At 65.9% G+C, this 17,668-nt stretch carries 13 protein-coding genes; 10 read left to right on the top strand and 3 right to left on the bottom strand.

The window, feature by feature from the left end:
* Positions 1 to 217: 217 nt before the first annotated feature.
* Together JQ633_RS13350 and JQ633_RS13355 are read right to left on the bottom strand one after the other, a co-directional pair.
* Positions 218 to 2,155, bottom strand: coding sequence for a substrate-binding domain-containing protein (locus tag JQ633_RS13350; protein WP_211985471.1), 1,938 nt, complete (start codon positions 2,153 to 2,155; stop codon positions 218 to 220).
* Positions 2,156 to 2,424: 269 nt separating this feature from the next.
* The gene (locus JQ633_RS13355; protein WP_211985472.1) at positions 2,425 to 4,350 is read right to left on the bottom strand and encodes a substrate-binding domain-containing protein; all 1,926 of its coding nucleotides are present in this window, start codon (positions 4,348 to 4,350) and stop codon (positions 2,425 to 2,427) included.
* 395 nt (positions 4,351 to 4,745) lie between these two features.
* Between JQ633_RS13355 and JQ633_RS13360 the strand changes: the two genes are divergently transcribed.
* From JQ633_RS13360 to JQ633_RS13370, 3 genes are all read left to right on the top strand, one after another.
* Positions 4,746 to 6,899: a tetratricopeptide repeat protein gene (locus JQ633_RS13360; RefSeq protein ID WP_211985559.1), complete on the top strand. Its 2,154-nt coding sequence runs from the start codon at positions 4,746 to 4,748 to the stop codon at positions 6,897 to 6,899.
* Positions 6,900 to 6,974: 75 nt separating this feature from the next.
* Positions 6,975 to 9,431 carry a tetratricopeptide repeat protein gene (locus tag JQ633_RS13365; RefSeq protein WP_211985473.1) on the top strand — a complete coding sequence of 819 codons (2,457 nt, stop codon included), beginning with the start codon at positions 6,975 to 6,977 and terminating at the stop codon, positions 9,429 to 9,431.
* Positions 9,432 to 9,706: 275 nt separating this feature from the next.
* The gene (locus JQ633_RS13370) at positions 9,707 to 10,339 is read left to right on the top strand and encodes an RNA polymerase sigma factor (RefSeq protein ID WP_211985474.1); all 633 of its coding nucleotides are present in this window, start codon (positions 9,707 to 9,709) and stop codon (positions 10,337 to 10,339) included.
* A gap of 93 nt (positions 10,340 to 10,432) precedes the next feature.
* Here the strand turns inward: JQ633_RS13370 and JQ633_RS13375 are convergent, their stop codons facing one another.
* Entirely contained in the window at positions 10,433 to 11,038 is a 606-nt protein-coding gene (locus JQ633_RS13375) for a prepilin peptidase (RefSeq protein ID WP_249159236.1), read from the bottom strand.
* A gap of 61 nt (positions 11,039 to 11,099) precedes the next feature.
* Between JQ633_RS13375 and JQ633_RS13380 the strand changes: the two genes are divergently transcribed.
* Genes JQ633_RS13380 through JQ633_RS13410 form a run of 7 tightly spaced genes read left to right on the top strand, consistent with a single transcriptional unit; the run spans position 11,100 to position 17,667 of the window.
* Positions 11,100 to 12,815: a GspE/PulE family protein gene (locus JQ633_RS13380; protein ID WP_211985475.1), complete on the top strand. Its 1,716-nt coding sequence runs from the start codon at positions 11,100 to 11,102 to the stop codon at positions 12,813 to 12,815.
* A gap of 7 nt (positions 12,816 to 12,822) precedes the next feature.
* Positions 12,823 to 14,028, top strand: coding sequence for a type II secretion system F family protein (locus JQ633_RS13385; protein WP_211985476.1), 1,206 nt, complete (start codon positions 12,823 to 12,825; stop codon positions 14,026 to 14,028).
* A gap of 5 nt (positions 14,029 to 14,033) precedes the next feature.
* Positions 14,034 to 14,483, top strand: a complete 450-nt coding sequence (locus JQ633_RS13390) for a prepilin-type N-terminal cleavage/methylation domain-containing protein (protein ID WP_211985477.1) — start codon at positions 14,034 to 14,036, stop codon at positions 14,481 to 14,483.
* On the top strand, positions 14,431 to 14,922 hold the full coding sequence (locus JQ633_RS13395) for a prepilin-type N-terminal cleavage/methylation domain-containing protein (protein ID WP_283812776.1): 492 nt from the start codon (positions 14,431 to 14,433) through the stop codon (positions 14,920 to 14,922). Before JQ633_RS13390 ends, JQ633_RS13395 begins: the two co-directional genes overlap by 53 nt.
* Positions 14,919 to 15,680, top strand: coding sequence for a PulJ/GspJ family protein (locus JQ633_RS13400; RefSeq protein ID WP_211985479.1), 762 nt, complete (start codon positions 14,919 to 14,921; stop codon positions 15,678 to 15,680). The genes JQ633_RS13395 and JQ633_RS13400 overlap by 4 nt, the downstream gene beginning before the upstream one ends.
* On the top strand, positions 15,677 to 16,612 hold the full coding sequence (locus tag JQ633_RS13405; RefSeq protein WP_211985480.1) for a general secretion pathway protein GspK: 936 nt from the start codon (positions 15,677 to 15,679) through the stop codon (positions 16,610 to 16,612). Before JQ633_RS13400 ends, JQ633_RS13405 begins: the two co-directional genes overlap by 4 nt.
* Positions 16,612 to 17,667, top strand: coding sequence for a PilN domain-containing protein (locus JQ633_RS13410; protein ID WP_211985481.1), 1,056 nt, complete (start codon positions 16,612 to 16,614; stop codon positions 17,665 to 17,667). Before JQ633_RS13405 ends, JQ633_RS13410 begins: the two co-directional genes overlap by 1 nt.
* Position 17,668 lies beyond the last annotated feature (1 nt).

Genomic DNA, 17,668 nt, shown 5'->3' on the forward strand with positions numbered 1-17,668 from the left:
ACGACGCCAGTGCATTGCTCACACTTGTTAGACAATTTGAATCGAGGCGAAGCGCAGCGCGCGTTGTCTTATTTTCGCGGCGAAGCAATGTTTGGCGCGGCACGAACGTCGCTGAACTGTCGTGCGCCTTGTCCCTCGCAACGCCATGCTTCGCGGGCGAGAGAAACAGCCGGGCCCTTGATCGAGGTGGCCCGGCTGAGCCGTCATAGGCGTTGGCTCAAAGTGCGCCGATGGCGCTGACGCATCCTCGATTCGCCCCGATGGGCGTACCAGCAGCCTGGATAACGTTGGCACTAAGGACAAGTAGATATTTGTTCCTGATCAGCGCCGCGTAGCCGGCGGGGACCGGATTGAATCCGGATTGCTGCATCACAATCGTCGGACGGGTGTCATTGGGGCTGTAGTACCAGCTCAAGAAGTTCCTCAAGCTGGTGACGCGGTTGGCGTCCGGCGAGACGCCCGCCATGGTGCTGTAGCAGCTATAGAGGTCGAGGAAAGTGGTGCCGCTGAGCGGATAGCCGCCCGACACGTTGGTGAGTGGCAACACCGACAGGCCGGTCACATCAAGGCCGCCCTGAATCACCTGCGTCGAGAAGGGCAGGTTAGGAGTGAACGTGTTGTTGTAGATATTGAAGTCGGCCCAGGTCCAGGTCGTTGCGGTGGTCCGGAGTCTGGTGTCGCTCCAGGCATTGAGTGCAGCGCCCGGCGTCGGGGCGATGAACGTCAGAGTACCCGTGGCGTCGTTCGGAACGGTGACGCCGGCGATGCGCAGTTGTTCGTTCTGCAGAGCAGCCGAAAGCGGCGCGGTGACCCCGGCAACCGTGGTGGTGTAGGGATAGGTAAGATTTGCACCGACGTAACCGACCCTGCCGCCCTTCGTTGGGTCGTTCGCGCTCACCGCGGATGCTACGCCGCTGCTTCCGATCGCAGCGATCCAACGCACGGTGATATCGTAGCCATAGGTACGAAATGCCTTGATGTTATCGATTAGGTTGGCGAACCTGGTGCTCGGCAGGTTCGAGGCGCCGAAGATCGACCTGTATTTTTTGCTATCGGTGGGATCGAGCAGCGGGCAGACATTCTTCAGATAGTTGGTCAGGATGTAGCTCTCTCCGCTCTCGTCATAGTTGTAGACCACGGTGATGGACTTGGAGATAGACGTGTAAGCATCCGAGCCGGAGCCAGACGTCCGCGTATTGGCGTCGCTGAAGGCGCCGAGCGTCGCCACACCACCACTGGAGAGGTAGGGGACGTTTATGGCCGTCGTATCGTTCCAATTGGTCACCAAGCCGGAAAAGATCGCGCAGAGCTGTCCCGTGGTGAGCTGAATCGCTGCGCCCTGGTTGGCCTGGGTCCCTGGCACTGCGCCCGTGCCGGCCACGGCGGAGTGGAGCTGGTCGAGCCCGCCGGTGTTGACCACGATCGCGACATTGACCTCGAACGCGGGGATCTGGATGAGGGGGCCGAAATTGGTCGGATTGTAGCTGACCGTTGTCGTGGAGCTGCTGACCGTCAGGAACGACAACCCACCGCCGGTGGTGACCCAGCTCTGCGTCGGGGTGAGGCTGAGCGACACCGTCGTTAGCGTCGCAGTGCCGGGGGAGATCGTCAGCGGCGCCTCCGAGAGGCCGGCATCCACGCGCGGATAAGGATAGCTGCCGAACACGGTCGGCGGCGCCCCGGCGTTGGCGTAATCGATAATCGGCGGCTGGATCGCCGGCAGAAACGCGATTTTCGTTGTGGTGCCCGACAAGGGCGGCGTGATCGTGCCACCATACCATTGCTGCGGATTGTTGGCGATGAAGCCGCGCATGCCGTTGCCGGCGCCGACGCCGGCATAGAGGCCGTTCACCTGCGTGGTGACGATGGTGCTGCAAGCGGTTGTGATCGAGCCCGGTCCGGTGGGCACGCCGAAGTGGAAGCCGTCACTGTGCGCGGTGCCGTATCCGACGATGCCGTGAGAGTAGCAGTCGAACATTTGCCGGAACACCAGCGAGGCGAGCGTGCTGCCGCCGAAGTAGATCGGCCGTGTGGCCAGGGTGGCCTGCGCATGCGCGGGCGTGCCCGAGGAGGCGAACAGGGCCGCCGCCGATAGCGCCAATACGGACGTCGTATCGCGCAAATGTTCCGCCAGGGATTGCTTTTGCTTCTTCATTGTCATGCTCCTGCTTGTTGCGGCAGGCGCGGGGCCATTCTCGGGTTCAGTGTCGCCACCCACACGCACTGCTTGTATCTCTAAGACAATCTCACGCGGCATGATGCGCAGGCGTTCGGCCGAATATTGTAGTTGTGCGACGTGATTTCGGATGCCTTCAAAGTTTGAATGATGCTGAACGTCGTCGCCGTGGCGCCAGGCACCAAAAAACCGGGCGCCTCGATCGAGGCGCCCGGTCGTCGTGTCGTTGAACGTCGTCAGCGTTCGGCTTACAGCGCGCCGCTGGCGCTGGCACAGCCGGTGCCGGCCGTGAGACCCGCCGCGATACGCGTGCTGCTGAGTGTGCCCAGGTACTTGCTCCGGATCAGCGAGGCGTAGCCGGTCGGAACCGGGTTGAAGCCGGCCCGTTGCATCACTGTCGTCGGACGGCTGTCCGAGGCGCTGTAGTACCAGGTCAGGAAGTTGACCAGGCTGGTGACGCGGTTGGTGTCCGGCGCGACGCCCGCCGTGGTGCTGTAGCAGCTGTAGAGGTCGAGGAAGGTCGTGCCGCTGAGCGGATAGGCTCCCGACACGTTGTTGAGCGGCAACACCGACAGGCCGGACACATCCACGCCGCCCTGGATCACCTGGGTGGTCGTGGTCGGGACGACGAAGGTGTTGTTGTAGATATTGAAGTCAGCCCAGGTCCAGGTCGTTGCGGTGGCCCGGAGCCGCGTGTCGCTCCACGCATTGAGTGCAGCGCCCGGTGTCGGGGCGATGAACGTCAGAGTACCGGTGGTGTCGTTCGGAACGGTCACGCCGGCGATGCGCAGCTGTTCGTTCTGCAGGGCAGCCGAGAGCGGCGCGGTGACGCCGGCGACCGTCGTGGTGTAGGGTTTGGTGAAGTCGGCACTGACGTAGCCGATCCGGCCGCCCTTCGTCGCATCGTTGGCGCTGACCGCCGATGCCACGCCGCCGCTGCCGTTCGCGCCGATCCAGGTCGCCGTGATGGTCGAACCGTTGACGCGGAAGGCGTTGATGTTGGTGATCAGGGCGCTGAAGTTGGTGCTCGGAAGGTTGGCGGCGCCGAAGATCGACTTGTACTTCTTGGCGTCGGTCGGATCGAGCAGCGGGCAGACGGTCTTCAGATAGTTGGTCAGGATGAAGCTCGTTCCGCTGCCGTCCGAGCGATAGGCCACGGTGATGGCCTTGGAGGTGGATGTGTAGGCATCCGAGCCGGAGCCGGAGGTCCGCGTGTTGGCGTCGCTGAAGGCGCCGAGCGATGCCGTACCACCGCTGGTGAGGTAGGGCACGTTCAGAGCCGTCGTATCGTTCCAGTTGGTCACCAGGCCGGAGAAGATCGCGCAGAGCTGTCCGGCGTTGAGCTGGATGGCGGCGCCCTGGTTGGCCTGGGTACCCGGAAGAGCGCCCGTGCCGGCGACGGCCGAGTGGTTCTGGTCGAGACCACCGGTGTTGACCGCGATCGCGACGTTGACCTCGAACGCGGGAATCTGGATCACCGGGCCGAACGCGGTCGGGTTGTAGCTGACGGTTGGCGCCGCGGAGGAAACCGTGAGGCTGGCCAGCGTGACGTAGGTGGTGGTCGGGCTCGTCGACGCAACGATCCAGCCCTGCGTCGGGGTGAGGCCGATCGACACCGTCGTCAGCGTGGTGGCGCCGGCCGAGATCGCCAGCGGCGAGTCGGAGAGACCGGCATCGACGCGCGGATACGGATAGGAGCCGAACACCGTCGTCGGCGTGCCCTTGTTCGCAAGGTCGATCAGCGAGGGCTGCAGCGCCGGCAGGAACGTGGTGGTCACCGCAGTGCCGGTCGCGGGCGGATTGATCGTGCCGCCATACCACTGCTGCGGATTGTTGGCGATGTAGCCGCGAACGCCGTTGCCGGAACCGACGCCAGCATACAGGCCGTTGACCTGCGTGGTCGTGATGGTGTTGCAGGCGGTCGTGATGATGCCCGGGGTCGCAGCGGTGCCGAATTGGAAGCCGTCGCTGTAGGCGGTGCCGGAACCGACGATGCCGTGCGAGTAGCAGTCGAAGATCTGGCGGAAGGCTTCCGACGCGAGCGTGCTGCCGCCGAAGTAGATCGGACGGGTGGCTGCGGAAGCTTGGGCATTGGCAGGTGTGATGCTGGCCGCCGAAGCGAACAGCGCAAGCACCGAAGCGGTGCCGAGCAGGGCTTTGGATTGCAGTTTCATTTCACTCATCCTGTGGGTTGGTCACCGGACGCGCGCCGTCATCCCGCCGTTACGAGACTGCAAAGTATTCTTCAGATTAATTGAAGTTGTTTTGCTGTTTTCTTCGTGAATCTTCGATCGATTCAAAGAAGAAAAAGATACCTCGTGCGTCGACGTGATGCTTTGATCGCCGATGATTGTCTTCACACCTACTAGACAACTCAACCTTTGGCTCAGCGCAGAGATTATTTTCAATCGTCGACTGAAATAAATCTTGGCAATACGCTGCGAGTTGATCTATGCACTCCCGGTCTACGGCACGACCTTCGCGCGATCTCTCAAGCGGGGCCTCCTACATGGAAGACAATTCGAGCGGGCGACTTGCGATTCACGTGGAGCATGGCGGCCATGCGATCATGGCGCGTCCATTGCCACAGCCTGTCGCAAAAGCATCAAGCGAGCTTCCATCATCCAACCTCCGGCGCGCGCAGGATCTGCATCAGCAGGGTGTCGCGCATGCGCGGCAGGATCGCTGGCGCCCGGCGCTGCGTGCATTCAACGAGGCGGCACGGCTGGCACCGGAGCAAGCCGGCTTCAACTATTGCAAGGGCGTGGCGCTGTGCCGCTTCGATCGCTTCGACGATGCGCGCGAAGCGTTCATGGCCGAACTCAGGGTGATGCCGGCCCACGCGCCGGCGCTTGCCGAGATCGGCACCTGCCTGGCGCGTACGGGACGCACGCGCGACGGCATTCCCTATTTGCAGGAAGGCCTGCGGCTGATGCCGAACATGCCGCTCGCGCAATACAGTCTCGGCCTCGCCTTCCTCACCGAGAGCCGGCGCGGCGAGGCGATTGAAGCGCTCGACAGGTCGATCGCGCTCGATGCCGGATACGCCGAGGCTTATCGCACCCGCGGCCTTGCCTATGTGATGGACGGCAAGTTCGACAAGGCGGTCGACGATCTTCGCGCCGCCTCGACACTCGACAGCCAGAACTACAAGGCGATCCTCGAGCTCGGCATGAATTTCGGCGCGGCCGCGCGCGAGCAGCAGGCAGGACGCTTGTTCGAGCTCGCCGCCGACAGCGCGCCTGATGTCGCCTTGCCGCAATATCTGTTCGGGCACTTCCTGATCAATCATCGCCAGTTCGAGCGTGGGCTCGGCTATATCGACCGCGCCCTCAATCTCGATCCGCTGCGGGTCGAACATCATGTGGCGAAAGGCTTCGGCGTACTCGGGCAGGGCCGCGTCGAGGAGGCCGTCGCGGCCTATCGGCGCGCCGGCGAGCTCGACCCCGCAAACGCCGCCGTCGCCGGCACGCTGCTATTCGCCCTCCAGCATAAGCCCGGCGTCACCCGCGAAGAGCTGCTGCGCGAGCACAGGCGCTGGGCGACGCTTTATCGCCCGCAAGCGCCGGTCGATCGGCTCTCCTTTCCGAACCAGCCGGACCCGGCACGCAAGCCGCGGCTCGGGCTGGTTTCGGCCGACCTGCATCGCCACGCGGTGTCGTTCCTGGTGCTGCGCGCGTTCGAAGCACTCGCGGCGCTCGGCTACGAGATCTGCTGCTACAAGACCGACAGCAAGCGGATGGATGATGATTTCAGCGAGCGCTACAAGGAGATATCGGTCTCCTGGCGCGACGTCTCCGGAATGGACGAGCCGACGCTGGCGCAGCAGATCGGCGATGACCGCATCGACGTGTTGTTCGATCTCGCCGGCCATACCGCCGGCAGCCGTCTTTCCTTGTTCGCCGCGCGCGCCGCGCCGATCCAGCTCGGCTGGGCCGGCTATGTCGGCACTGTCGGGCTCGACACCTATGAGGGCCTGATCGCCGATCCCGTGGAAATTCCGCCGGAGCACGATGCGACTTATGTGGAGCGGCCGATCCGGCTGCCGGACTGCTATGTCTGCTACCACCCGCCGCAGGACGCCCCCGATGTGCCAGCGCTGCCGAGCCTGAACGGCGGCCGCTTCACCTTCGGCTGCTTCAACCGTCCGGCCAAGCTCAACGGCGAGGTCGGCAAGGCCTGGGCGCGCATTCTCGAGCAGGTGCCGGACTCGCGCATTTTGATGGTCTATGGCGGCCTCGGCGAGACGAGCACGCGCGAGGCCATCTACCGCGTGCTGGGTGAGGGCGGCGTCTCGCCGGATCGTGTCGAGCTGGTGGGCGAAGCCGAGCAGCCGAAGCTGCTGCAGGCTTACGGCGAGGTCGATCTCGCACTCGATCCGTTTCCCTATTCGGCGGGTGTCACCACGCTCGAGGCGATGTGGATGGGCGTTCCAACGGTGACCTTCGTCGGCGACACCTTCGCCGGCCGTCACTCGGCCGCGCATCTGACCGCCGCCGGGCTGGGCAGCTTCTGCGCGGACAGTATCGACGACTATGTCGCGATGGCGGTCGGCTGGACGCGGCGGCGCGGCGAGCTCGACGAGTTGCGCCGCGGCCTGCGCGACCGCGTCGCGGCCTCGCCCCTGTGTGACGCGCCGCGCTTTGCCGGCAACCTGTCGCGCGAGCTGATGCGGTTGTGGACCGAATGGTGCGAGGCGCGCACGGCGCGCGAAGCGGCGTAGCGGGGAATAGCCTGGTCGACGCTGCGGCGGCCCGAGACCAGGAAACGCGGACAGGCCAGGGATAGGATCGCACCGATGTCGAATGCAGCGATCAGCGAGGCGCAGGCGTTGCGCGCCGGCCTGTCCATGCTGAACCAGGCTCCATCCGAACGCCGCCTGGAATTCGTCCAGACCATCGCCAACCGCGCAGGGGAGCTGCTGCGCCAGGGACAACCCGACAGCGCCGAGGTGCTGCTCGAAACCATCGCGCAAGAACCTCTGGTGCGGCAGCGCGTGCTGCACCTTCGGGGCTTGATCGCCTTGCAGCGCGAGGAGGACGAGCAGGCGCTGGATCTGCTCGACGAAGCGATCAGGCTCGATCCGGCGGACGCCGAAGCGCATGCCAATCTCGGTGCGCTCCTGCTCAAGGCGCGCCAGTATCCGCAAGCGCTGGCCGCCTATGCGGCCGCCCTGACGCTGCAGCCGAGCAATGCCACCGCGCTGCTCGGCTTGGCGCGTGCGCTGACCGTGGTGGACCTGACTGATTTCGCCTGTGACACGTTCAGGGAAATACGAGCAATCGCACCCGACGATATCAGGCCGGTGGTCGATTTCGCCTCGCTGCTGAATGACATCGACCGCACCGATGAGGCGCTGGTATTGGTGCGCGATGCGCTTGCGCGGCATCCGGAACAAGCCAATCTGCACACCATGCTGGCCGTCTGTCTGTTCGCGTGCGGCGATTGGCCGGCGGCGCGGGCGGAGTTCGAATGGCGCCTGAAGGAGCCGCAGATCAGCAAGCACCTGCTCGCCACCGACCGTCCGCAGTGGAACGGCGAGGACCTCACCGGCAAGACGATCCTGCTGCAGTTCGAGCAGGGCTTCGGCGACACCCTGCAGTTCGTGCGCTACGCACCGATGGTCAAGGCGCGCGGCGGCCGGGTGATGCTGCGCGCGCAAGGCCCCTTGCTGCCGTTGCTGCGAACCGTCACCGGCATCGACGACGTGTTCGATGCGGAGGACGAACTTCCGGCATTCGACGTGCACGCGCCGCTGCTGTCGTTGCCGCGGATCTTCGCGACGCAAAACGATACGGTCCCTGCGACGGTTCCCTATATTGCTCCCGATCCGGACCTCGTCGCCCGGTGGTGGGGCGAGCGCCTTGGCACCCACCCGGGTCCATCCGTCGGTCTGGTCTGGCAGGGCAATCCGGCGCATGTCCATGACTCGCGTCGTTCGCTGCCGCTGGATCGGCTGCGGCCCTTGCTGGATTGCCCGGGCGCGCGCTTCGTCAGCCTGCAGGTGGGGCCTGGACAGAACCAGTTGACCGAGTTCGACGACGGCATCGTCGATGCCGGTGCGCAGATCGATCCCGGCTCCTTTGCCGACGCGGCGGCGATCATTGCCAATCTCGATCTCGTGATTACGGTCGATAGCGCGATCGCGCATCTGGCCGGCGCGATGGGCAAGCCGGTCTGGATCCTGCTCGCCAAGGGCAGCGACTGGCGCTGGCCGAGAGATCGCGACGAAACGCCGTGGTACCCGCATGCGCGGCTGTTCCGGCAAGCCGTTCCGGGCGACTGGGCCGAGGTGATCGGGCGGCTCTGCACGGCGCTGTGGTCCTTCACCAGCGCCGAGGCTGCTCGGTCGGACGAGCCGACCAAGGACCCGGTCATCGCATCTGCGTTGCGGATGGCGGCGCCGCGGCCCGTGTCGGAGAATACGGTTCTCTGCGATGCGCTATTCGTCGAGGCTTGCCGTCATCACAGAGCCGGCAATTTCGATCGCGCGAAGCGGCTGTTTGAGCAGGTTCTTGTGTTCGACCCCCGCCACGTCAACACGCTGTGCAATCTCGCCGCGCTCGAGATCGAAGCGGGCGAGGGCGAGCTCGCGCTCAAGCGATTGCGGATCGCCGTGAACCTGGCGCCCAACCTCGTACCGGTAAGGATCGGACTTGCCGAGGCGTTGCTGGGTGCGGGGAGAACCGAACAGGCGCTCGGCGAATACGGCAAGGCGATCGACCTCGCACCGGAGCAAGCAGGCGTGCACGCGGCCTACGCGACGGCGTTGAGCAAGCTCAGTGATCCCGGTCAAGCGGGCCTCGACCCGGATGCGAGGAAGCGCCTGATTCATGAGCACTACCGCAAGGCGCTGGAACTTGCGCCACGCAGCGATGCGCTGCATGCCCAATATGCGCTTGCGCTATGTCAGCTCGGCGAGCTCGACAACGCCATGAATCATTTCCTGGCGGCGACCCAGATCAATCAGCAGCAATCATCGGAATTCTACGAGGCGCTCGGCCGTGTCTGCGCGGCGCGCGGCAATGCGCAGGGTGCGGAGATCAGCCTCAAACATGCGGTCGCGCTCGATCCGCAACGCGCGACTGCGCATTGCGCGCTCGGCGAGCTCTATCTTGTGCTCGATCGTCCCGACGATGCAGCAAGCAGCTTCCGCGGCGCATTGACCATCGATACCGAAAGCGCCGCGGCTCTGCGTGGAATGGAACGCGTGCAAGCGCCGGGTCGGATCGCGGTCATCAACGGAATGTCGTGACATGTATCGCGTTGCGTACCCGCACAAGCACGCATGTATGGAACGTCGCGTGGTCGATTGCGCCGACGGAACTACGATTGACGCTGCGACGAGACGAGTGTCGTCGCAACTTGCATCGTCTGCAACGAGTCAAATGTGCTTCGCCGGTTGCAGCGAGGTGTGTCGGAAAGTAAGTGCTCGCTGTGGTTTCATTGCCATGTCATTAACTGCGGCTAGAAGCGGCGCGACCGAATGGAAGCGTACCAGATGCTGCGGTTGGGGATCGGGTCCCTGCAATGAGCGACACCACTCGAGCGGCGTTGCTCACGCTCCTCGTCGCAACTTACGACGATCTCAGACAGCGTCTGACGCGGCGGACCGGATCCGCCGATCTCGCCAACGAAGCTCTGCAGGATACGTTTCTGCGCCTGAGCAAGGCGGATGGCATCGGCCCGGTGCGCGATCTGCAGGCCTATCTGTTTCGTGTCGCGATGAGCGCCATCAGCAACCGGCGCGTGGCGGAACGCCGTCGTCGCACCGTGCGCGAAGTGGATCCGTTATTCGATCTGCCGGACGAGGCGCCCGGCCCGGACCGGATCATCGAGGCGCGGTCGGAGATCGACGCGCTGAAGCGCTCGATCCAGGAATTGCCGGCGCGCCGTCGGGAGATATTCATGGCGATATGCGTTGAGGAGGCGCCGTTGCAGCACGTAGCGGAGCGCTTCGGCGTCAGCGTGCGCACGGTGCAGGTCGAGCTCAAGCAGGCGCTGGCGCATTGTGCGGTTTGTCTCGATCGCAACGCGCGGATGCGGGGCGAGGCATTGCGGCGCCGAAGCCCGTTCGGCCAGCGCGAGCGTGCATTGCGCCTTGCATCGGGCGAGGACGATACGATGCTGGCGCGACGATTGCCGTTGGGCGATGGCAGGTGATGCGCAATGGAGCGGCAGGCCGATATCTTCAGATGCGATACGCCTCGCGCGGCGCTCGAAGGGTGCGGTCTGCGCCGCCCACAGCGCAGCGAGTCAAATCCACGGCGACGCCGCCAGCACGCGCACGGCGTAGTCGACCAGCCAGAGGGCAGGGCACAGGAAGGCGCCGAATGGAATCCTGGTCGTGCGCAGGATGGACGGTTTGCGCAGCCGCGTCAGCAACACGGCGATCAGGGCGGCGATGCTTGCCAATGCGAAGCACAGCGGTACGGCGTCGAGCGGCAGCCACGCGCCGACGGCCGCCGCGAGCTTGACGTCGCCGAGCCCGATACCCTCGCGTTGCCGCAGCCGCTGATAGATTCCGCGCATCAGCCAGAGCGCCGCACCGACCAGGATGGCGCTGCCGAAGGCGGCCGCCAACGCGCCCCGGCGATCGAACGGATCGAGCGCCGCTGCAGCAAAGAGCCCGGCGATCAGCGCGCCTCCGGTGACGAGGTCGGGAAGCAGGAAGCGGCGCGCGTCGACATCGGCCCCGGCGACCATCAGCGTGCCGAGAACGGTCGAGGCCAGCGCATGCGGCCACGGCAGCGTTGTCGCGGTCAGCAGCGTGATCGCCGCAAATCCACCGGCCAACACGGCGCGGTTGGGAAGCAGGGCAACCGCAGTTACTTCGTCGTCGGCGTGGCCGTCGATCATCATCGTCGTCTCATGTCGTGCCCCGGCACAAGCCGGCGTCGGGGCAAGCGGGCGGAGCTGTGCAATGCTAGCGCCTGAAAGCAATGTGCCTGCGACACCAGCGGTGCCGCCGATCGATTTCATGAGCTATCTCGAGAGCAGGGGCGCATTGCGTGATGGCAAGGACGACGGCGCCGGCCGGGTCCGGAACGCGGACGGATCGGCCGGCAGCGTCGACTGGAGCGCCGTCACCAAGCTGACGCCGTCGGCGCTGGCCGACGAACTCGCCAGCTTCTATCGGTGCGACCGGGTTCGCCGCGACGATCTGGTGGACGGACGTTTCGCCGGCGGCGAGATGTCGACGCGATTTCTCAGGGAGGAACGGCTGTTTCCTTACGAGAGCACGGCCGGGGCGTTTCGGCTTGCGGTCGCCGCTCCGGTCGACGATGAGACATTGCGGGCGGTCGCGCTCGCGCTGCGCTGCTCGATCGCCCTTGCGGTGGCGACGGCCGACGATCTGGAGGCCGCGCTTTCCCTGCGGCTCGAGCCCGATCGGGCGAATGACGCCGAGCCGCAGGCCGGCACGAGCGCCGGCGAGGACAATCTCGACAATCTGCGCGATCTCGCCCGCGGCGCGCCCGTGGTGCGCGCGCTCGACGATCTGCTGCGGCTCGCGGTCGAGCAGCGTGCGACCGATCTGCACATCGAGCCGGCCGGAAACGTGCTGCAGGTCCGGCTGCGCGTCGACGGCATGCTCAAGAACGTCCCGGCGCCGCCGATGAGCATGGCCAAGGGCATCCTGTCGCGCCTCAAGATCATGGCGGGCCTCAACATCACCGAGCGGCGCCTGGCGCAGGACGGGCGTGCGCACATCGTGGTCAGCGGCAGCGAGATCGATCTCCGCGTCGCGACCATGCCGACGATGTACGGCGAATGCGCCGTCATCCGCCTGTTGCGCAAGGGAGCCGGCCTGGTGTCGCTCGACCAGATCGGTCTCAGCGCGCATGACGAGGCGGTGTTGCGCAAGGCGTTGCTGGCGCCCTATGGCATGGTCATCGTCACCGGGCCGACCGGATCGGGCAAGACCACGACGCTTGCGGCATCGCTCGCGGTCATCAATGAGCCCACCCGCAAGATCCTGACCGTCGAGGATCCCGTCGAGTATCAGATTCCAGGTATCACCCAGACCCAGGTGCATCCCGGCATCGGCCTGACATTCGCCTCCGCCTTGCGCTCGTTCATGCGGCTCGACCCTGATGTCATCATGGTCGGTGAGATGCGCGACTCCGAGACGGCGCATATCGGCGTCCATGCCGCGTTGACCGGCCATCTGGTGTTGACGACGCTGCACACCAATACCGCGGCGGGCGCCATCACCCGCATGATCGACATGGGGATCGAGAGCTTCCTGCTGGCGTCCTGCGCGCGCGTGATCGTGGCGCAGCGGCTGGTGCGGATCCTGTGCGACCATTGCAAGGAGAGCTACTCGCTGTCGGCGGCGGATATCGCCGCGGACGAGCGCTATACGGCGCTCGGCATCGAGGCCGGCGAGGTGGTCTGCCGGCCCAAGGGATGCGACTGGTGCGGCTCGACCGGCTTTCGCGGACGCAAGGGCGTGTTCGAGATCATGGAGATCGGCCCGGCGCTGCGACGGTCGATCGGGCCGAAAACCGATGCCTCCGACCTCGAGGCTGCGGCGCGGCGCGCCGGCATGACCTCCATGACCGAGGACGGCGTCGCGAAGCTGCGCGCCGGGCAGACCACGCTCGATGAAATCTTCCGCCTGACCATGAGCCTGTAGGGCGATCATGCCGCACTATCGCTATCGCGCATTGACCAAGGCCGGCGAGATCATCCTCGGCGACGTCGATGCGCCCACGCGCGAGGAGGTGCTGCGGCGCATCGAGTATCTCGGCCATTTGCCGGTCGAAGCCGAGATCGCGGGCCGCAGGGCGCTGCAGGCAAGCATTTCAAGCAGTGGCCTGCCCAAACAACGAGAGCTGACGACCTTTCTTCGCCTGCTGTCGCTGCTGCTTCGCTCCGGACTGACGCTGGAAGCAGCGCTGCAGACGCTGGAGGAGGACACCAACAAGGCGGTGTCGCGCTTCGCCGGCGGGTTGCGCTCGGCGGTCTCGGGCGGCGACGGCTTTGCCGAGGCGCTGGAGCGCCACAACCACATCATCGAACCGATCTACATCGCGATGGTGCGCGCTGGCGAAGCCTCCGGCAAGCTCGAAGTGGTATTGCGGGCGATTGTCGAGGATCGGACGCGGCGCGAGCAGCTGTCGCAGCGGATCTCGGCCGCGATCCGCTATCCGATGTTCCTGGTCGGGTCGGCGCTGGTCATCCTGTTCTTCTTCCTGCTCTATGTGGTGCCGCAGTTCGAGTCGGTATTCTCGGAGTTGCGCGGAAAGCTCAATTCGGGCGCGGCCTTCGCGCTCTCGATGTCGACCTGGCTGCGCGCGCATCTCGATGCGTTCCTCGGAAGCTGCGGGGCGGTGTTGCTGTTCGGCTGGCTGATCCTGCGCCAGCCGTCGGCGCGGGCCTGGCTGATGAGCGTGCTCGGCGCCGTTCCCGGCGTGTCCGGGCCGATGCACGACCGCCGTACTGCCCGCTTCATCGGCACGCTGGGCCTTCTGGTCGAGAACGGCGTTGCGTTGCCGACCGCGCTGAAGATCCTGCGCGATATCATGACCGAGCCGCGCTACGCGGCGGCGGTCGAGCAGGTGCATGAGCAGGTACGCAATGGCCGGCGTTTCATCGAGGCGCTGGCCGAGAGCGACCTGGTGCCGCCGCTCGCGGTTCGCATGCTGCGGGTCGGCGACGAGACCGGCGATCTGTCGGCGATCGCCCATCACGCCGCGGAGCTCTACGATCAGCGGCTTGCCATCGGGCTCGACCGGCTGATGGGTGCGATCGGGCCCATCACCATCATCGTCGTCAGTATCGGCATCGGGACGCTGATCGTGTCGATCATGAGCGCGCTTCTCAGCATCACCGAGCTTGCGATGTAGGGCCGATGACGCGAACCACCACCAGCGGATCCTGTGCGGGCTTCACCCTGATCGAGATGATGGCGGTGATGCTGATCGTCTCGATGATGGCCTCGCTGGTCGTGACGATGATTCCAGGCACCGGGCGCGGCAAGCTGAAGGCATTGACGCTGCAGACCGCAGCGCTGTTGCGGCGCGAACGGCTTGCCGCGGTTCTCACCGGGCAGAGCCGGTTCGTATCGCTCGACGGCAGCGCGCGGACGCTGGTCGGGCAGAGCGGGGCGATCGCGATTCCCCGCGACGTCGTGGTCGACGTGATCGGTGTGGACGAGCGTTGGTCGGGACGGCGGGCGGTCGTCCGGTTCGCGCCGGATGGTGCCTCCACCGGCGCGGTGTTGAAGTTCTCCTGGGAGAATGTTCGCTATGAGGTCGACGTCAACTGGTATAACGGCCGTGTTGCGGTCGATATACCCTGAACCTCGCGCGGCGCGTGCCGGGTTCACCTTGATCGAGGCGCTGGTGGCGTTGGCGCTGCTGCTGGCGTTCGTGTCCGTGCTCGGCCCGCATCTGTTCTACGCGCGCCGCATCGCCGACAAGATCGACGGCCGCATCGCGGCCCAGACCCTGTTGCGCACGATCCTCGATGCACCGCTGGACCGTTCGGTTCTCGCAAATGGAACGCGTGATGGGGAGACCGCCGGGCTGCGCTGGTCGGTCACCGCCGAGCCGATGTTCATCGACGCCATGGTGCCCAGGCGCGAGGCCTCGGCGCCGGCCACGGCGGACAAGAAGCCGCCGGCAGGCGACCAGCCCGCGAACTGGATCGCATACCATCTCGTCGCGTCGGTATCGTGGGGGCCGGGGCAGGTGGTCCGCGCCGATACGCTGCGGCTCGGATTGGGGGGCGAGGAATGACCGCAACCGCTCGCCGGGGCTTCCGTGCATCGCATGGCTTCACGCTGATCGAGGTGCTTGCCGCGCTGACCATCGGATCCGCGGTGATCATCGCGACGGCGGCGCTGATCAACAACGTCGCGCTGAATTTCGACCGCAGGACGGCTGTGGTCGGGCGAGCCGACCAGCTGCTGCTCGCGGTCGACCGCATCGCCGCGGACCTCGGGGCGGCCCGTCAACTGCAGCAGTCCGCCGACGGCGGCGATGCGACCGCTGCGTTCAACGGCGATGCGACCGAGGTGAAGTTCGTCACGGGCGGCGCGGCGGTGGCCGGGACCCGGAGCGAAGAGGTGGTCAGCCTGCAGGTCGAGCGGACCGATGACGTCAGCTATCTGGTTCGTCGCCGCGCCCGTTGGCGCGGCCGGCAAATACCGTTCGCGAGCGTCTTGTTGCAGGACCCGGTTCGGTTGATCGAAGGGCAGGTGGACATCAGCTTTGCCTTTGCCAGCCCGGGTCCGGACGGAACGTTGACCTGGCGCCAGACGTGGAGCGGACAGCAATTGCTGCCGCGGCTCGTGCGGCTCACCATTCGCGACCGTGCCAGCGGCGCCGATCTGTTGCCCGGTCTTCAGTTCGCCGTTCGCGCCGATGCGCCGATCGACTGCGCCCAGCTCGGCGCCAGTGCCAAATGCGCGACCGGAGACAAATCGGAACCGGCCAAGGAGCCAACGAAGGAACCAACTGCGGCGAAGGATACGCCAGCGGGAGGCCGGGGATGAGCCGCCGTCACGCCCAGCGCGGCATGGTGTTGCTCGCAGTGCTGTGGGCGATTGCGCTGTGCTCGGCGCTCGCCATGGCGACGTCGACGACGTTTCGCAGCCTCGTCGGCATCATCCGGATCGACCGCGATCGCGTGCAGGCCGATGGGCTGCTGACCGGGGGACTTGAAGCCGCCGCCGGCATCGTCACCGCCCTGAAGGACGCTCAGCTGACCGAGCGCGGCACGACGCTCTCCTTCGCGACCGGATCGGTACGCATCACCGTGAGCGACGAGGGCGGCCGCATCGACATCGGAAAGGCGCCGGTCGAATTGCTGGCGTCGCTGCTGCGCTATGTCGGCGCGGAGGAGGGCGATGCCGGCGCCGTGGCACAGCGGATCGTCGCGATGCGCGACAAGGACCGGCAGCCCCGCCCGGGCGAGGCGCAGGCGCCGCCGAGCGATGCGACGCAGCCGCCGACCTCAGCCGGTAAGCCCGACCAGCCGGCCGCTGCCGCTCCGTTCACCGACATCGGCCAGCTCGCCGATGTCGCAGGCATGCAACCGGAATGGATCGCTGCGATGGCGCCGCTGGTCACCGTGTTCGGAACTGAAACCGTCAATCCGCTCACCACGCCGATTGCGGTGCTGCGGGCGTTGCCGTCGTTCGACGCGGAGCGGCTCGAGACCTTCCTCGATATGCGAAGCAAGCCGTTTGCCGATCCCGAGCGGCTCGCCTTCGTGCTCGGGCCGGCGCAGAAATATCTGAAGGTTGGACCGAAGCACGTCGTTGCGGTCGATCTCGTGGCCAGCACGACCGACGGCTACACCGCTGCGGCCAAGGCGTTCATCGTGGTGCTCCCGGATGACAAGCAGCCGTACCGGGTTCTCGCCTGGACTCCGGTGTCGCCGTTCACTGCGACGGGCGCCGTGGCATCGCTGGAGCTGCGCTGATGGGCATCGACGCGATCATACGGCGCTGGATCGACATTCTGGCCCGCCTGTGGCTCGGCTGGCAGGAGCGCCGCCGTGCCCGGCAGTGGATGAAGGTCACGAGGGATGGCGGCGAATGGGTTCTCGCGGATGCACGGAGAACGGTAAGGACGGCCGCCGCGGCCGGGACCGCCGGTGCAGCACTGCCGGATGAGATGCTCCGCGCCGCACAGAAATCCTTCGTCATTCTGGAACTCGCCACCTCCGACGTCGTCTCGCGCGCGATGAGCGTACCCGCGCAGGCGCGCGATCTGCTGGCCGGCATCGTGCGCAATCAGATCGAGCGGCTGTTTCCCTGGCGCGCGAGCCAGGCCGCTTATGGCTTCCATGTCGTGGCCGGCGAGGATCCCGCCATTCTCAACGTGCAGGTTCTCGCCGCCTCGCGCACGACGCTCGACGAGGTCTGCGGCCAGCTCGACGCGCTGGGACTTCGGATAGATCGTGTCGTCGCGGGAGGCGGCCGCGCCGATGCAGCGCCGGCGATTACGCTGTGGTCTCGCCTTGCCGATGCGACCGACACCAGCCTTGCGCGGACGCGCAGGATGATCGGCGGGCTGCTCGTCGCAGCGGTCGGCCTGAGCCTTGCCGTGAGCGTCTGGGCCTTCATGGCGGCTGCATCGGCCGACAGCGAAACCGAGGCGGTCGAGGCGCGCCTCGCGACGTTGCAGCGCCAGATCAAGGGCAGTTCGTCGCGCGGGTCGATCGCAGCGCTCGCCCCGGCCGAACGGGCGCGAGCGCTCAAGGAGACGTCGCCGGTTGCGGTGGTCGTCATCGAGGCGCTGGCGCGGACGCTGCCCGAGACGTCCTACCTCACGGAATTGAACATAGACGGGGAGACGCTGCGCATCGTGGGCCTTGCCGACGATGCGCCGTCGTTGATCGCGCCGCTGGAGCGTTCCGGGCACTTCAAGGACGCGCACTTCTTCGCGCCGACGACCCGCAATGCCGAGGGCGGTCGCTTCGTGTTCCACATCGAGGCTCGGGTGGAGCCGCGCTTCAGGATCGATGGAGAGTGAG

This window comes from Bradyrhizobium tropiciagri (assembly GCF_018130505.1).
Taxonomy (GTDB): domain Bacteria; phylum Pseudomonadota; class Alphaproteobacteria; order Rhizobiales; family Xanthobacteraceae; genus Bradyrhizobium; species Bradyrhizobium tropiciagri_B.

What these genes read in the sequence shown, in the direction of transcription:
- JQ633_RS13350 (WP_211985471.1), bottom strand. Translation starts at nt 2,155, where the DNA reads ATGAAGAAGCAAAAGCAATCCCTGGCGGAACATTTGCGCGATACGACG.
- JQ633_RS13355 (WP_211985472.1), bottom strand. Translation starts at nt 4,350, where the DNA reads ATGAAACTGCAATCCAAAGCCCTGCTCGGCACCGCTTCGGTGCTTGCG.
- JQ633_RS13360 (WP_211985559.1), top strand. Translation starts at nt 4,746, where the DNA reads ATGGCGCGTCCATTGCCACAGCCTGTCGCAAAAGCATCAAGCGAGCTT.
- JQ633_RS13365 (WP_211985473.1), top strand. Translation starts at nt 6,975, where the DNA reads ATGTCGAATGCAGCGATCAGCGAGGCGCAGGCGTTGCGCGCCGGCCTG.
- JQ633_RS13370 (WP_211985474.1), top strand. Translation starts at nt 9,707, where the DNA reads ATGAGCGACACCACTCGAGCGGCGTTGCTCACGCTCCTCGTCGCAACT.
- JQ633_RS13375 (WP_249159236.1), bottom strand. Translation starts at nt 11,038, where the DNA reads ATGATGATCGACGGCCACGCCGACGACGAAGTAACTGCGGTTGCCCTG.
- JQ633_RS13380 (WP_211985475.1), top strand. Translation starts at nt 11,100, where the DNA reads ATGCTAGCGCCTGAAAGCAATGTGCCTGCGACACCAGCGGTGCCGCCG.
- JQ633_RS13385 (WP_211985476.1), top strand. Translation starts at nt 12,823, where the DNA reads ATGCCGCACTATCGCTATCGCGCATTGACCAAGGCCGGCGAGATCATC.
- JQ633_RS13390 (WP_211985477.1), top strand. Translation starts at nt 14,034, where the DNA reads ATGACGCGAACCACCACCAGCGGATCCTGTGCGGGCTTCACCCTGATC.
- JQ633_RS13395 (WP_283812776.1), top strand. Translation starts at nt 14,431, where the DNA reads ATGAGGTCGACGTCAACTGGTATAACGGCCGTGTTGCGGTCGATATAC.
- JQ633_RS13400 (WP_211985479.1), top strand. Translation starts at nt 14,919, where the DNA reads ATGACCGCAACCGCTCGCCGGGGCTTCCGTGCATCGCATGGCTTCACG.
- JQ633_RS13405 (WP_211985480.1), top strand. Translation starts at nt 15,677, where the DNA reads ATGAGCCGCCGTCACGCCCAGCGCGGCATGGTGTTGCTCGCAGTGCTG.
- JQ633_RS13410 (WP_211985481.1), top strand. Translation starts at nt 16,612, where the DNA reads ATGGGCATCGACGCGATCATACGGCGCTGGATCGACATTCTGGCCCGC.